The sequence below is a fragment of the Burkholderia sp. 28_3 genome, assembly GCF_003253915.1.
Taxonomy (GTDB): Bacteria; Pseudomonadota; Gammaproteobacteria; order Burkholderiales; family Burkholderiaceae; genus Burkholderia; species Burkholderia cenocepacia.
The window spans coordinates 148,002-162,856 of sequence record NZ_QKZF01000004.1; the positions used below are offsets into that span (position 1 = coordinate 148,002).

Annotated in this window: 15 protein-coding genes; 11 read left to right on the top strand and 4 right to left on the bottom strand. The window is 69.6% G+C overall.

Annotation, left to right across the window (positions count from 1 at the left end):
* Positions 1-126: 126 nt before the first annotated feature.
* The gene (locus tag DFS13_RS11345) at positions 127-1,524 is read left to right on the top strand and encodes an MFS transporter (protein ID WP_006495636.1); all 1,398 of its coding nucleotides are present in this window, start codon (positions 127-129) and stop codon (positions 1,522-1,524) included.
* Positions 1,525-1,680: 156 nt separating this feature from the next.
* A complete protein-coding gene (locus DFS13_RS11350; RefSeq protein WP_060212745.1) occupies positions 1,681-2,670 on the top strand; it encodes a PDR/VanB family oxidoreductase in 990 nt (329 codons plus the stop codon).
* A gap of 126 nt (positions 2,671-2,796) precedes the next feature.
* Here DFS13_RS11350 and DFS13_RS11355 read toward each other — a convergent pair whose 3' ends face one another.
* Positions 2,797-3,714, bottom strand: a complete 918-nt coding sequence (locus DFS13_RS11355) for a LysR family transcriptional regulator (protein WP_111441792.1) — start codon at positions 3,712-3,714, stop codon at positions 2,797-2,799.
* A 140-nt stretch (positions 3,715-3,854) separates the two neighbouring features.
* On the opposite strand from DFS13_RS11355, the gene DFS13_RS11360 reads away from it, so the two are divergent.
* The 3 genes from DFS13_RS11360 (at position 3,855) to DFS13_RS11370 (ending at position 6,090) form a co-directional block, all read left to right on the top strand.
* Complete coding sequence (locus DFS13_RS11360) at positions 3,855-5,138, top strand: Rieske 2Fe-2S domain-containing protein (RefSeq protein ID WP_060212748.1); 1,284 nt, start codon at positions 3,855-3,857, stop codon at positions 5,136-5,138.
* Entirely contained in the window at positions 5,135-5,638 is a 504-nt protein-coding gene (locus tag DFS13_RS11365) for an aromatic-ring-hydroxylating dioxygenase subunit beta (protein WP_006483601.1), read from the top strand. Before DFS13_RS11360 ends, DFS13_RS11365 begins: the two co-directional genes overlap by 4 nt.
* A gap of 65 nt (positions 5,639-5,703) precedes the next feature.
* On the top strand, positions 5,704-6,090 hold the full coding sequence (locus DFS13_RS11370) for a tautomerase family protein (protein WP_006493343.1): 387 nt from the start codon (positions 5,704-5,706) through the stop codon (positions 6,088-6,090).
* A 44-nt stretch (positions 6,091-6,134) separates the two neighbouring features.
* On the opposite strand, the gene DFS13_RS11375 is transcribed toward DFS13_RS11370, so the two are convergent.
* Positions 6,135-7,688, bottom strand: coding sequence for a sensor histidine kinase (locus DFS13_RS11375; RefSeq protein ID WP_043205028.1), 1,554 nt, complete (start codon positions 7,686-7,688; stop codon positions 6,135-6,137).
* Positions 7,689-7,838: 150 nt separating this feature from the next.
* On the opposite strand from DFS13_RS11375, the gene DFS13_RS11380 reads away from it, so the two are divergent.
* The 5 genes from DFS13_RS11380 to DFS13_RS11400 all read left to right on the top strand — a co-directional run bounded on the left by DFS13_RS11380 (position 7,839) and on the right by DFS13_RS11400 (position 12,001).
* The gene (locus DFS13_RS11380) at positions 7,839-9,032 is read left to right on the top strand and encodes an acyl-CoA dehydrogenase family protein (RefSeq protein WP_034202740.1); all 1,194 of its coding nucleotides are present in this window, start codon (positions 7,839-7,841) and stop codon (positions 9,030-9,032) included.
* Between the two features lie 102 nt (positions 9,033-9,134).
* Positions 9,135-9,512 (top strand): hypothetical protein, encoded by a 378-nt coding sequence (locus tag DFS13_RS11385; RefSeq protein WP_006490490.1) that lies wholly within the window; start codon positions 9,135-9,137, stop codon positions 9,510-9,512.
* Positions 9,513-9,520: 8 nt separating this feature from the next.
* A complete protein-coding gene (locus DFS13_RS11390) occupies positions 9,521-10,042 on the top strand; it encodes a nuclear transport factor 2 family protein (RefSeq protein ID WP_006490491.1) in 522 nt (173 codons plus the stop codon).
* A 31-nt stretch (positions 10,043-10,073) separates the two neighbouring features.
* Entirely contained in the window at positions 10,074-11,198 is a 1,125-nt protein-coding gene (locus DFS13_RS11395; protein ID WP_060212750.1) for an amidase, read from the top strand.
* Positions 11,199-11,257: 59 nt separating this feature from the next.
* Positions 11,258-12,001 carry an SDR family NAD(P)-dependent oxidoreductase gene (locus DFS13_RS11400; protein WP_059722711.1) on the top strand — a complete coding sequence of 248 codons (744 nt, stop codon included), beginning with the start codon at positions 11,258-11,260 and terminating at the stop codon, positions 11,999-12,001.
* Between the two features lie 12 nt (positions 12,002-12,013).
* Here the strand turns inward: DFS13_RS11400 and DFS13_RS11405 are convergent, their stop codons facing one another.
* Positions 12,014-12,646, bottom strand: coding sequence for a response regulator transcription factor (locus DFS13_RS11405; RefSeq protein WP_006479687.1), 633 nt, complete (start codon positions 12,644-12,646; stop codon positions 12,014-12,016).
* Between the two features lie 354 nt (positions 12,647-13,000).
* Between DFS13_RS11405 and hpaC the strand changes: the two genes are divergently transcribed.
* Complete coding sequence (gene hpaC, locus DFS13_RS11410; protein ID WP_006490502.1) at positions 13,001-13,546, top strand: 4-hydroxyphenylacetate 3-monooxygenase, reductase component; 546 nt, start codon at positions 13,001-13,003, stop codon at positions 13,544-13,546.
* Between the two features lie 11 nt (positions 13,547-13,557).
* Here the strand turns inward: hpaC and DFS13_RS11415 are convergent, their stop codons facing one another.
* Positions 13,558-14,811, bottom strand: coding sequence for a YbfB/YjiJ family MFS transporter (locus DFS13_RS11415; RefSeq protein ID WP_058902754.1), 1,254 nt, complete (start codon positions 14,809-14,811; stop codon positions 13,558-13,560).
* Positions 14,812-14,855: the final 44 nt, after the last annotated feature.

The following is a 14,855-nucleotide window of genomic DNA, read 5'->3' on the forward strand; positions in this document are numbered from 1 at the left end:
ATTTGGCCGACTACGCTGCTCTCCGATCGTGTCGATCGTGTCACCCGCACGCTTTCGCGCCGCGACGGCGCCCGGCCCGCCAGGCCGATGCCGCGCTTTTCCACCGCCCGCTCCTGGAGAACCCGCATGTCCGCATCCACGGCCCGCGCTGCCGACGGCAAGCGCTATACGTACGAATGGTATGTCGTCGTCATCTGCATGCTCGCGTACATCTTTTCGTTCGTCGACCGGCAAGTCCTCGTGCTGATGATCGAACCGATCAAGCGCGACCTGCACCTGTCCGATACGCAGTTCAGCCTGCTCAACGGCTTCGCGTTTTCGCTGTTCTATGCGGTGATGGGGCTGCCCGTCGCATATCTCGCCGACCGCTATGCGCGCCCGCGCATCATCTCGCTCGGCATCGCGCTGTGGAGCGTCGCGACCGCCGCGTGCGGGCTCAGCCAGCAATTCGTGCAGATGTTCGTCGCGCGGATGGGTGTGGGCGTCGGCGAGGCCGCGCTGTCGCCCGGCGCGTATTCGATGCTCGCCGACTACTTCCCGAAGGAGAAGCTCGGGCGCGCGGTCGCCGTGTATTCGCTCGGCTCGTTCATCGGCGGCGGCATCGCGTTCCTGATCGGCGGCTACGTGATCGCGCTGCTCAAGCATGCGAGCGCATTCACGCTGCCGGTCGTCGGACAGGTGCATGCGTGGCAGGTCACGTTCCTGATCGTCGGGCTGCCGGGCATCCTCGTCGCGCTGCTGTTCGCCGCGACCGTGCGCGACCCGCAGCGCAAGGGGCTCGCGCAGGATCGCTCGGGCGCCGTGCGGCGCGTGTCGATGCGCGATTCGCTGCGCTTCGTCGGCACGCACCGCGCGACCTTCGCGTGCCACTACCTCGGCTTCTCGTTCTACGCGATGGCGCTGTACTGCCTGCTGAGCTGGACGCCCGCGTTCTATATCCGCCGCTTCGGGATGACGGCCGTCGAAGCCGGCTATACGCTCGGCATCGTGCTGCTGGTCGCCAACACCGCCGGCGTGTTCTGCGGCGGCTGGCTCAACGACTGGCTGCTGCGGCGCGGTCGCGGCGATGCGCCGATGCGCGCCGGCGCGATCGGCGCCGCGTGCATGGCGATCCCCGCGACGCTGTTCACGCAGCTCGACAGCCTGCCCGCATCGCTCGCGATGCTGGTCGTCGCGATGTTCTTCGCGTCGTTCCCGATGCCGACCTCGACCGCCGCGATGCAGACGCTCGCGCCGAACCAGATGCGCGCGCAGATCTCCGCGTTGTTCCTGCTCGTGTCGAACCTGATCGCGCTCGGCATCGGCACGACCGTCGTCGCGCTGTTCACCGATCGCGTGTTCGGCGCGCCGGCCGCGGTCGGCCATTCGATGTCGATCGTCAACGTCGCGGCGGCCACGCTCGCCGCGCTGCTGCTCGCGGTCGGCTGCCGGCACTATCGCCGCAGCCTCGACCGCGAACGCGGTCACACGTCGGCCGCGACGCCGCAGGCCGCCGGCGCTGGCGACGCGATTGCCGCGCGCTGAACGCCGGGCACGACCGCGCGCCCGAGTATTATCCATCCGGCTGATTCAGGCATCGCTTTTTAATCGATTTGATTTATGCGATGCCCGTCCCTATTCTCGATCGCATGAAGGCGCGGGCTCTGCCGCGCCGCTTTCCTCTATCCCACGGAATTTCCCATGCAAGCGAACCGCCACCAGGTCCGGATCGACGCGCTGATCGACGCGGCGCAGGACATCCGCTGTTTCCGGGTCTCGCGCGTCGACGGCCAGCCGTTCGACGCGTACGAACCGGGCGCCCATATCGACGTCACCGCGCCGTCCGGCATCACGCGGCAATACTCGCTGTGCGGCAACCCCGACGAGCGCGGCAGCTACCTGTTCGCGGTGAAGAAGGAAGCGCGGTCGCGCGGCGGCTCGCGTTCGCTGCACGACGACGTGAGCGTCGGCGCCGAATTGTCGATCGGCACGCCGCGCAACCTGTTTCGTCTGACCGATGACGCGAGCGAGCACGTGCTCGTCGCGGCCGGCATCGGCATCACGCCGCTGCTGTCGATGGCGTATGCGCTGCACAAGCGCGGCGCGCGTTATCGACTGCACTATTTCGCGCGCAGCCGCGACCATGCCGCCTTCGTCGACGAACTGTCGGCCGGGCCGTTCGCGGCGCACGTGACATTCCATTACGGCGTCGAGCCCGATGCGCTCGCGGCCGAACTCGGCCGTTGCATGGAATCGATCGACCCGACGGCGCACGTCTATACGTGCGGCCCCGGGCCGTTCATGGATGCCGTCGTCGCGGCCGCGGCCACGCGAATCCCGGAAGACGCGATTCATCTCGAACGCTTCGCGGCGGAACCCGTCGCCGCGGATGCGGGCAATGCCGAAGCCGGTTCGGGCCCGGCCGGCGGCTTCGAAGTGCGCCTGCAACGCAGCGGCCAGTCGGTGCGCGTCGCCCCCGATACGTCGATCGTCGACGCACTCGCGACGATCGGCATCGAGGTCGACACGTCATGCGGCGAAGGCGTGTGCGGCACCTGCATGGTGCCGGTGCTCGACGGCGAGCCCGATCATCGCGATCACTGCCTGAGCAAGGCCGAGCGCGCGAGCAATACGGTGATCTGCTGCTGCGTGTCGCGCGCACGTTCCGCCGTGCTGGTGCTCGATCTCTGACACGTCGGGCGCGCCGACATGCTGCGGCGCCGATCCAGCGACGGGCCGATGCACCGGTGCGCTGGAAGCCGATGCAGGCCGACGCCGGCGCGCCCCCTCGGCCGCCCATCGCGCACCACCCGCGCGTCACTCGTCAAAGCGCTCGACGATCTCGGCGAGCAGCGCACGCATCCACGCGTTGCCTTCGTCCTCGTGGAAATGCTCGTGCCAGTGCATCGTCACCGGCGCGGGCGGCAACGTGACCGGCAGTTCATACAGGCGGAACGCGTTGTCGCGGTTCAGGATCTGCGCGAGCCGCTTCGGCAGCGTCGCATACAGATCGGTGACCGACAGCACGCTCGGCAGCGCGACGAAGTGCGGCACCTCGAGCGCGATGTTGCGGCCCACGCCCTGCGCGCGCAACGCGTCGTCGAGCGCGTGGTGGCTGTGCTCGACCGATTTCACGTTGACGTGCGCGGCGCGCACGAACTGGTCGAGGCTCAGCGCGGCAGCCGCCGGCAGCCCGCGCCGGCGCCCCGTCATGCACACGTAGGTTTCCTCGAACAGCAACTGGTGGCGCGTGCGCGGCATCAGCTCCGGCAGGTTGCCGATCGCGAAATCGAGCCGGCTCGCGCGCAGCGCCTCCTCGATCTCCTCCACCGGCAGCGGCTGCACGCTGAGCGTCACGCGCGGCGCGCGCTCGCGCAGCGCCTGGCAGATCGCCGGCACGTACGCCATCTCGCCCGCATCCGACAGCGACAGCCGGAACGTGCGCGTGCTGGCGGCCGGATCGAAGCGCTCCGCATAGCGCAGCGCGACGCGCACCATGTCGAGCGCCTTGCCGACGATGCCGGCGAGTTCCAGCGCGACCGGCGTCGGCTGCATGCCCGAACGCGTCCGCACGAACAGCGGATCGTCGAACAGCGTGCGCAGCCGGCCGAGCGAATAGCTGACGGCCGGCTGCGACAGCGCGAGCCGCTCGCCGGCCTTCGTCAGGCTGCGTTCCTCGACGATCGCCTGGAAAACGCGCAACAGGTTCAGATCGAGATGATCGACCGACGTCATCGTGACCTCCATCATTTGCTGTATTTATTTGATGATCGATTTTAGATCAATTTGACCGATATGTAGCAGAAGACGAGACTGGTCCCTGGACGCTGCGCACGGCGCGGCCCGATTTTCGCGACTCTTTCCCCACGACGACGATGAGCGACATTGCCTACCAGACGATCGACACCCGCGCGTTGCATGGTCTCGCGCAGCCCGACCGCATCGCGCCCGCGATGTATCACGACCCCGCGCTGTTCGAAGCCGAACTCGACCGCATCTTCTACCGCACCTGGATCTGGGTCGCGCACGCAAGCGAACTGCCGAACCCGGGCGACTTCATCACGACGACGATCGGCCGCCAGCCGGTGATCGTCGTGCGCGACAAGACCGGCGAGATCAACGTGCTGCAGAACCGCTGCCGCCATCGCGGCGCGACCGTGTGCGAATCGCACAAGGGCAACGCGAAGGGCTTCACGTGCCCGTATCACAGCTGGTCGTACGCGCTCGACGGCACGCTGCGCGCGCTGCCGTACGGCGACGGCTACGAAGGCGTGTGCGACAAAGGCGACCTGCCGCTCGTGAAGCTGCGCGTCGGCGTGTACCAGGGGCTGATCTTCGCGAGCTTCAACGATGCGATCGAACCGCTCGAGGATTTCCTCGGCGGCGCGAAGCCGTGGATCGACCTGTTCATGAAACAGGGCGCCGGCTACCCGATCAAGGCGAACGGCGAACACAAGTTCAAGTTCAAGGGCAACTGGAAGATCCAGCTCGAGAACACCACCGACCTCTATCACTTCCCGGTCGTGCACAAGTCGTGGATGAAGTCGATCGACGACGAGACGGCCGCCGCGATCACGAGCTTCATGACGAGCGAGCACGCGTTCTGCCGCGGGCTCGGCAACGGCCACAGCCTCGCGGTGCTGATGCCCGAGCTGATCGATCTCGACGAGGACGACGGCGCGCCGCTGCCCGAACGCTTCGCGCCGCTCGCCGCGAAGCTCGCCGAGCGCCATGCGCCGGACGAAGTGCGCCGCATCGTGCGCTCGCTGATGGGCGTCGGCTTCAACCTGAACCTGTTCCCGAACCTGGCGCTGTCGATGGCGTTCTTCCGCGTGCTGCGGCCGATCTCCGCGAACGAAACCGAGATCCGCCACGTCGCGCTCGCGATGGACGGCGGCCCCGACGAAGCGAACCGCGAGCGGCTGCGCATCCACGAGCACTTCCAGGGCCCGTTCGGCTTCGGCAGCCCCGACGACGCGGAAGCCTGGGAGCGCGTGCAGCGCGGCGCGCACGCGGGCCCCGACGTGCCGATCCTCGTGAATCGCGGGCTGAACCGGGAGACGACCGCCGCGAACGGCGAAAAGACCGCGCATGCGACCGACGAAACCGGCATGCGCGAGGCCTACCAGCAATGGCGCAAGATGATGGAGCAACAATGATGGACGACCGCAACGCCCTCTTTTCCGAGCAGACCTTCGCCCGCGCGGTCGAATTCGTGTGGCGCGAAGCCGAGATGCTCGACCGCCGCGACTACCGCGCGTGGCTCGACCTGTGGGACCGGTCCGGGCACTACGTGGTGCCGATCGATCCCGACACGACCGATTTCGCGGCGACGCTGAACTACGTGTTCGACGACCAGGACATGCGCGAGAAGCGCGTGCAGCGGATGGTGTCCGGCTATTCGGCGTCGGCGACCGACGCGGCGCGCACGGTGCGCACCGTGTCGCGCTTCACGCTGGAGAGCGGCAGCGCCGATACCGTCGAGCTGAAATCGGCGCAGGTCGTCGTCGCGTACAAGCGCGGCGTCGCGACGCTGTTCGCGGCCGACGTCACGCACAAGCTGCACGTCGATGGCGACGGCGAGATGCGGATCGCGGAGAAAGTCGTGCGCCTGATCGACTCGACCGAAGCGCTGAGCGCCATCGGCTTCCTGCTGTAAGCCCTGACCGGTTCGCCGCCGCCAACGCAAAAGTGAGCCGGTCACCTTCACCTTTCCGGACGACCATGCCCACACTCGAAGTTTTCCTGCCGGCCGGCCACGATGCCGCGCGCAAGGCCGAACTGATCGCCAGGCTGACCGGTGCGACCGTCGACGCGATCGGCGCACCGATCGAATCGGTGCGCGTGTTGCTCACCGAGCTGCCGGCGACGCATATCGGCCTCGGCGGCCGCAGCGCCGCGGACGGCGCGCCGCCGTCGCTGCCGGTGATCGTCGCGATCCTGATCGCCGGCCGCACCGACGAACAGAAGCGCGCGCTGATCGCCGCGCTGTCCGACGCGGGCGCGCACGTGCTCGACGCGCCGCTGCAGGCGACGCGCGTGATCATCAAGGACATTCCGAACACGGACTTCGGCATCGGCGGCCAGACCGCGCGGGCGCTGGGGCGCTGACCATGCGCCGCGCGCCGCTGCCCCGTCGTGACGCCGCGCAGCCGCTAGGCGGACGCGTCGGCGAGCGGCAGCGTCACGCGGCAGTCGAGCCCGCCGCCTGCGGCCGGACTCGCGGCGATCCGCCCGCCGTGGCGCGTGACGATGCTCTTGCACAGCGACAAGCCGATCCCGTTGCCGCCGGCCTTCGACGACGAGAAGCCGTCGAACAGCCGGTCGTGCGCGCCGGCCTCGATGCCCGGGCCATTGTCGATCGCACGCAACTCCGCGTGGCCGGCCACGTTCGCGGTGCCGAGCGTCAGCGTGCGCGGCAGCCGCTCGCAACTGGCGAATGCCTCGATCGCATTGAACGCGAGATTCAGGATCACCTGCCCGATCAGCACGCGTTCGCAGCGGATCGGCAGCGGTGCGTCGGCCTGCACGATCGCGACCGTCACGCCGGCCTCCTTCGCGCGCAGCTCGATGAAGTACGCGACGTCCGCGAGGATGTCGCGCAGGTCGGCCCGCGCGACGACCGGCTCGCGCTTCACGATGAATTCGCGCACGCTCTTGATGATCAGCGCCGCATGCTCGGCCTGCCGGTCCGCGCTGCGCAGCCCCCAGATCGCGTCGTCGACGGCGCCGTCGCCGTTCAGCCGCCGCACCGCGCCTTCGATGAAATTGCGCACGGCCGCGAGCGGCTGGCTCAACTCGTGCGCGATCACGGTCGCCATCTCGCCCATCGCGTTGTAACGGCCCGCGTATTCGAGCATGCGCGCTTCGGCGCGCCGCGCGTCCTCGATCGCGACTTCGTCGCTCACGTCGCGGAACTGCACGAGCAGCCCGTCGAGATCGTCCTCGATCTCGACCTGCCGGCACAGGATGCGCAGCCAGCATGCCGAGCCGTCGCGCCGCACGATCCGGTAGCGTTGCGGTGCGGACGGGTGCGCCGACGGTGCGTCGCGCAACTGCGCGACGAGCCGGTCGCGATCGGCCGCGGAGCAGTAGTCGAGCACCGCGCCGAGCGGTTCGTCGGGCGCGAGCCCGAGCACGCGGCGGCCCGACTCGCTGATGAACTGCACGCCGCCGTGCGGCGTCACGACCGCGATGCCTTCGTCGAGATCCTGCATGAACTCGCGCAGCCGCGCCTCGTAGCGGCGCAACTGCTGGCGGACCGCCTCCTCCGCGCTGATGTCGCGGAACTGCACCATCACGACGTCGCGCCCGCGCAGCGGCACGTAGGTCGCGGTGGCCTCGGACAGCATGTCGACGCCGGTACGCGAGCGATAGCACCACTCGTACACCTGCGGCCCGTCGACGAGCGCGCGATCCCATGCGCTCACCGCGATCTCGCGGCGGTACTTCGGCTCGGGACGCGTCATGTCCGGCGCCTTCAGCGGCAGCAGTTCCTCGACCGAAAAGCCGAGCGCGATGCACGCGGCGCGATTCGCCCACACGATTGCCCTGGTGTGCGCGTCGTGCAGCAGCACGCAGGTCGTCAGCGCGTCGAGCAGCCGGTGGAAATCGTCTTCGTCGGGAAAACTCATGATCGGATTCGGAAGAAGGCGCGCGGCGTCGCGCGGCCGGAAACCCAACATAGCACCGGCGCGCGCCGATCGCATCTGAAGATTTCTTTAGGCCGGCACGGAGCGTCACCAGTCGCGCGGCCCAACGCACCAATTGCTGCGTGTTTTCGGCGTTTCTAGACTGGTTGCATCGTCTGGCTCCCCGCAACCGACACAGAAATCGCCCCCCATCCCCAGGAGACAACCATGCCGCAAGCCGCCCTCGCCATCGAATCCGCGCCGACCTCGCCGCCCGCGGCCTCTCCCGCGGCCGGGCAGTTGTCGCCGCTCGACGCGGTGCTCGAAACCGTCGCCGCGCGCCGCGAGGAATTCGACCGGCTGTCGCACGTGCCGCGCGACGTGATCGCGCTGTTCAAGCAGGCCGGCATCTATCGCGCGGGCACGCCGCGCCGCTTCGGCGGCGATGCGCTCGCGCCGACCGCGTTTCTCGACATGATCGAACGGATCGCGACCGCCGACGGTTCGGCCGCGTGGGTCGCGAGCTTCGGCTCCGCGAACGTCTACCTCGCCGCGCTGCCGCTCGAGACCCAGGCCGAGCTCTACGCGGGCGGCCCCGACCAGGTTTTCGCGGGCGGCCTGTTCCCGGTGCAGCCCGCGCAGGACGCGCCGGGCGGCTGGCGCGTGAACGGCACGTGGAAATTCGCGAGCGGCTGCAAGGGCGCCGACTGGCTCGGCGTCGGCATCGCCGTGCCGGGTGTGCAGGACGCCGCGCCGAACAAGCCGCGCACGGCCGTGTTCCGCGCCGCCGAGGTCGAGATCGTCGAGAACTGGAGCGTGGTCGGCATGCAGGGCACCGGCAGCCACGACCTGCGCGTGAACGACCGCTTCGTGCCCGAGGCGTGGACCTTCGTACGCGGCGGCGAGCCGACCGTCGACGAACCGCTGTACCGCTATCCGACCGTCGCGTATGCGGCGCAGGTGCTGGCCGTCGTCAACCTCGGCCTCGCGCGTGCGGCGCTCGACGTCGTGAATCGCATGTCCGGCGGCCGCCAGACGACGACCGGCGCGCCGCGTCTGGCCGATCGCGCGTATTTCCGCATCGAGCTCGCGAAGGCCGAGGCGCAGCTGCGCTCGGCGCGCGCGTTCTTCTACGATGCGACCGACTCGGTGTGGCAATCGATCCTCGCGGGCAACCCGGTGACGCCCGACCAGGTCAGCCTGCTGCGGCTCGCGGCCACGCAGATCGCCCGCGAAGGCGCGAGCGTCGTCGAGCGCGCGTACCGCCTCGGCGGCACGGCGGCGATCTACCGGTCGCATCCGCTGCAGCGGCTGCTGCGCGATGCGATGGTCGTCACGCAGCACGCGTTCCTCGCCGAAGGCAACTTCGACGGCGCGGGCGCGGTATTCACCGGCGTCGCGCCGTTTCCCGGTTATCTGTAACCTGCATCGACCGACGCTTTTGACGAACGCGCATGAAGCCGAACCGGTCGCGCCGTCGCCGGCCGGCTCATGCGCCCGCCTGATTTCTCTGGAGAACCCGATATGTCCGATTCGAATCCGCTGCCGCTGCGCGTCCTGTTCTGCTGCGGCGTGTCGCAGAATTTCTTCGACCTGCCGCGCGAGCAGATCGGCGAAGTGTGGCAGGCGTACGGCGCGATGCTCGCGGCCGTCGAAGCGATGCCCGGCGTGCGCGTGCTCGGCGTGATGGACGACGACCGCCTCGTGGTCGGCCAGGCCGACGGCGCGCCGTGGACCTTCTACATCATGGCCGACGTCGCCGATTTCGACACGACGGTCGCCGTGTGCAACCTGTACCGCACGACGCCCGTCGGCGAATACAACCTGTGGCGCTACGGCAAGATCGAGGCGCGCGTGGGCCGCGCGCTGACCGTGCCGCCGGCCGCGAAGCCCGCGGCGTGAGGCGCGCGATGACCGACCTGTCCCCTGCCGCGATCGACACGCTCGTGCAGCGCGTCGCGGCGCTCGATGCCGAGCGCGCGGTGCGTGCGACGCTCACGCGCTACATGGCGCTGTGCGACGTCCCCGCAGACGCCGGCGCCGGCCCGTCGCTCGCCGACCTGTTCACGGCCGACGCCGTGTGGGAAGGCATCGGCCCGCAATACGCGCGGAAGTTCGGCCGCCTCGAAGGCCCCGCGGCGATCGTCGCGATGCTCGGCCGCTACCTGCCGCCCGATCCGCATTTCGCGGCGAACCTGCACTTCCTGACGTCGGAGTCGATCGAGATCGGCGCCGATCGCGCCAGCGCGCGCGGCCGCTGGATCATGCTGCAGGCGTCGCGCTACGCCGACGGCTCGGCCGAACTGATCGCCGCGCGACTGACCGTCGATTTCGCGCCGGCCGCCGACGGCGCCACCTGGCTGATCCGCCATTTCCGCACCGAACGCGTGCTCGACGGCCCGTGGCCGCTCGCCGCCGCGCCACGGTCCTGATGTTTCCCGCTGCTTTCGCACGATACCGACCATGACAGGCTTCATCGACACCTTCACGCTCGGCGGCCCCGGCCCGACGATCGCGATCAAGGACACGATCGACATCGCAGGCCACCCGACCCGCGCGGCGAGCCGCGCGCTCGCCGATGCGCCGCCCGCCGCGCAGCACGCGGACGTGGTCCGCCTGCTGCTCGACGCCGGCTGGCAGATCGCCGGCAAGGCGAACATGCACGAACTCGCGTTCGGCATGACCGGCATCAACGACTACACGGGCACGCCCGTCAATCCGCAGGATGCCACGCGCATTCCCGGCGGCTCGTCGAGCGGCTCCGCGTCGCTCGTCGGGCTCGGCGCCGTCGATGCGGCGCTCGGCACCGATACCGGCGGCTCGATTCGCGGGCCGGCCGCGTGCTGCGGCGTGGCCGGGCTGAAACCGACGTTCGGCCGCGTGTCGCGGCGCGGCGTCGCGCCCGCCGACACGACGCTCGATTGCGTCGGGCCGTTCGCACGCGAGATGCGCACGCTCGTCGCGGTGATGGCCGCGATCGCGCCGGGCTTCGATCGTGCGCAGGCGACGGCTGCCGCGGCAGGCTGCACGGTCGCGCAACTCGTCGTCGACGCCGACCCGGCGATCGCCGCCGCGCTCGATGCGGCCGTTCGTGCATCGGGCCTGCGCGCGCACACGGTCGTGCTCGACGAAATGCCGGCCTCGTTCGCGGCCGGGCTGACCGTGATCAATGCGGAAACGTCGCGCGCGTTCGGCCATCTGGTCGAAACGGGGCGGCTCGGCGCCGATCTCGATGCGCGACTGCGCATGGCCGCGACGACGACACCGGCCGCGCTCGCGGAAGCCGAAGCCGTGCGCGCACGCTTCACCGCGCAGGTCGACGCCGCGCTCGAACACGCGGACGTGCTGGTGCTGCCGACGCTGCCCGCGCTGCCGATCACGCTGCAGCAGGCCCGCGACGGCGTATCGGTGATCGCGATGTCGTCGCTGATCCGGCCGTTCAACCTGAGCGGCCATCCAGCGCTGAGCCTGCCGCTACCGCTCGCCGGTTCACCGCTGAAGGCCGGCTTGCAGATCGTCGGTCGCAAAGGCGCGGACGAGCGGGTCTGCGCGATCGCGGCCCGCTTCGAAGCGGCGCTCGCCGCATGAACCACGATGCGGGCGCCGCGTCCATCGGCGTGCGCCCGCGAACCACGGAATTCCACACCATGTCAGATCGAGTCGTTCTCGTCACCGGCGCCGCGCGCGGGCTCGGCGCCGTCATCGCCGAACGCTTCCATGCGGCCGGCTATCGCGTCGCGCTGGCCGACATCGCCGCCGACGCCGTTCACGCGCATGCACGCGAACTCGACCCGGGCGGCGCACGCGCGATCGCGCTGCCGCTCGACGTCACGTCCAAACGCGATTTCGAAGCGGCGCGCGATGCGCTCGTCGCGCGCTGGGGCACGATCGACGTGCTCGTCAACAACGCAGGCGCGTCGAAGGTCGTACCGGCGATGGAGATCACCGCCGAGCAGTTCGACCAGGTGATCGACGTGAACCTGCGCAGCGTGCTGTTCGGCTGCCAGGTGTTCGGCCAGTACTTCGCGCAGCGCGGCGCGGGCCGCATCGTCAACATCGCATCGCTCGCCGGGCAGAACGGCGGCTCGGCGACGGGCGCGCACTATGCGGCAGCGAAAGGCGGCACGCTGACGCTGACGAAGGTGTTCGCACGCGATCTCGCCGCGCACGGCGTAACCGTCAACGCGATCTCGCCGGGGCCGCTCGATCTGCCGATCGTGTACGAAAGCGTCGCGCCCGAAAAACTGCGTCAGGTGCTCGCGAGCCTGCCGGGCGGCAAGCTCGGGTCGGCCGGGTTCGTCGCGGATGCCGCCGTGCTGCTCGCGTCGGGCGACGCGCATTTCGCGAACGGCGCATGCTGGGACATCAACGGCGGGCTGTACATGCGCTGAACGCGCCGGGCCTCATCGCGACGATTCGCCGTCGTCGCCCCATACGACCATCACGTCGCGCACCAGCGCGGCGATCGACGTCGCGCCGAGCTTCTCCTTGATGCTCGCGCGATGCACGTCGACCGTCTTCACGCTGATCGACAGATCCGACGCGATCTGCTTGCTGCCCTTGCCGTCCACGACGCCGCGCAGCACTTCCTTCTCGCGCGCGGTCAGCGCATCGAGCCGCTGGCGCAGCTCGCGGTGGCGCTGGCTCACCGCGTGCCGCTGCTGCGCGAGCCGCAGCGCACGCTGCACGCGCTCGAGCATCTGCTGCGAGTTGTACGGCTTCTCGACGAAATCGATCGCGCCGTTCTGCAACGCACGCACCGACATCGGAATGTCGCCATGCCCGCTGACGAAGATCACCGGCAGCGTCGCGCCGCGTGCATTCAGTTCGGCCTGCACGTCGAAGCCGCTTTTCTCCGGCATCCGCACGTCGAGCACGAGGCAGGCGGGCAGGTTCACGTCGAAGCGCGCGAGAAAGTCGGCGGCGTTCGCGAATCCTTCGGACGCGATGCCGACCGATTCGAGCAGCCACGCGAGCGACGTCCGCATGCCGCTGTCGTCGTCGACGATGTATACGATCGGTGCGGGTGACGTCATCGCGGGTGTCTCGCTGAATATCGGTATCGGTATCGCACGCGCCGCGCGGGAAGCCGGTGGCCGGCATGTCGCGAGCGTCGTTCGCTGGGGGTGTGCGGCACATCATAACGAGCCGAAAACCCGCTGCAAACCCCTGCACGTGCCGCACGAACGCGCAATCGCGGTTTTTTTCACACGCGGCGGCACGCATCTAGGTAGAACCTTTAGACGCGTTGGCGGCAACGCCATCCCGATCGCCAATCGTGCGAATGGTCGGCCGCATTTTCGCGACGTACGCTTGGGTCATCGTCGGCGATCCGGCGCCGCGCTCGCCGCGCTGCATCGTTCGCCGCTTTCGTCCAACCAGGAGCGCCCATGTCTTCCACGACCGATATCCAGCGACCGGCGCGCGTCGAACCGACCGACGCGCAGAAGGCCTTCCGCCAGGCGATGGCCCACCTCGGCGCGGCCGTCAACGTGATCACCACCGCCGGGCCGCACGGCCGCTGCGGGATCACCGCGAGCGCCGTATGCTCCGTCACCGACGCGCCGCCGACGCTGCTCGTGTGCCTGAACCGGTCGAGCGCGATGCACGCGACCTTCGAGCGCAACCGTCAGGTCTGCATCAACGTGCTGCCGGCCGAGCACGAACTGCTCGCGCGACACTTCGCGGGGCTCACCGACCTGCCCATGGAACAGCGTTTCCAGTTGCCCGTGTGGGATCGCGGCGAACAGGACGTGCCGGTGCTGCGCGACGCGCTCGCGAGCCTGCAGGGCACGATCGCCGAAATGAAGGAAGTCGGCTCGCATTCGGTGATGTTCATCGAGGCGACGTCGATTCGCGTGCGCGACGACGGCGACAGCCTCATCTACTTCAGCCGTGCGTTTCATCGCGTGTCGCGTACCGCGTGCGTGCGGTGACGGGTGCCTGACTACGCGGACGTGCTGCGCAGCGCGCGCTGCCCGGCCGCGAACGCGGCACCCGCGAACAGTGTCAGCGCGGAATACACGAGCCCGCGCGCGAGCCCCGCGCTGTCCGACACCCAGCCGATCGCGACCGGCCCCGCGATCTGCCCGAATGCGAAGACCGTCGTGAATGCGCTGATCCCCTTCGCCCAGCCGTCGGGCGGCAGGTTGTGCCGCACGAAGGCCGTCGTCGACGCGACCGCCGACAGGAACGTCGCGCCGAACAGCAGGCCCGACGCGAACGCGGCGGCCGGGTGCACGAACAGCGCGGGCATCAGCGTCGCGACGCCGAGCAGCGCGTTGAGCACGGCGAGCGCCTGGCCGCCGCGCATCCGGTCGAGCAGCCCCGACCACAGCCGCGCCGACACGACGGTCGCGATCCCGAGCATCACGTAGAACGCGGCGACCACCGTGCCGCTCATCCCCGCGCCGCGCAGCAGTGCGACGATGAACGTCATGTAGCCGATGTAGCCGACGCCGAACAGCCCGTAGCCGGCCAGCGCGAGCGCGAAGCGGGCCGGGCTCGCGCTCGCCGCCGGTTTCGCGCCGTCGGTCTGTCTGACCGGCGCCGCATGCGCATGCTCGATGCGGCGCGCGGCCGACACGGCCACCGCCGAGAACAGCACGCACGCCGTCGCGAGTGCGAACCACGCGGGCTGCCAGCCGTGCACGCGGTGCACGAGCGTGGCCGGCACGAGCAGCGACGACGCGACGATGCCCCATCCGGTGCCGCCGTAATAGAGGCCGAGCAGCAGCCCTGCGTCGCGCGGCGACGCGGACGCGAGCCGCGCGGCCAGCACACCGCCGCTGATGAAGATCAACGCGCTGCCGATACCTGTGGCCAGCCGCTGCGCCAGTAGCGCGTGCATGTCCGACGTGAGCCCGCCCGCGGCCATCAGCACGGCGGTCAGTGCGCAGCCGGCCGCGAGCAGCGTGCCCGCGCGCCAGCGCCGCGACAGCAGCGGGAATGCCAGCGCGCCGATCAGGTAGCCGGCCGCGTTCGCCGTGTTCAGCGCGCCGGCCTGCGCGAAGGTCCAGCCGAGATCGGCTTTCATCGGCGGCAGCAGCAGCGCATATGAAAAGCGTGCGAGGCCGAGCGCGATCGCGCTGCCGAGCGACAGGCAGATCGCGAGTCGCCACGCGGCCATGCGGCCGGGATCGGTTGCGCCGGCGTCCGGCCGCGAGCGGCCGGCACGCTCCGGTTGCGGCACTGCGCGCATCGGGGTGTCTCCATCGTTGTTCGATTGCGGGGCTTGCGCCACCG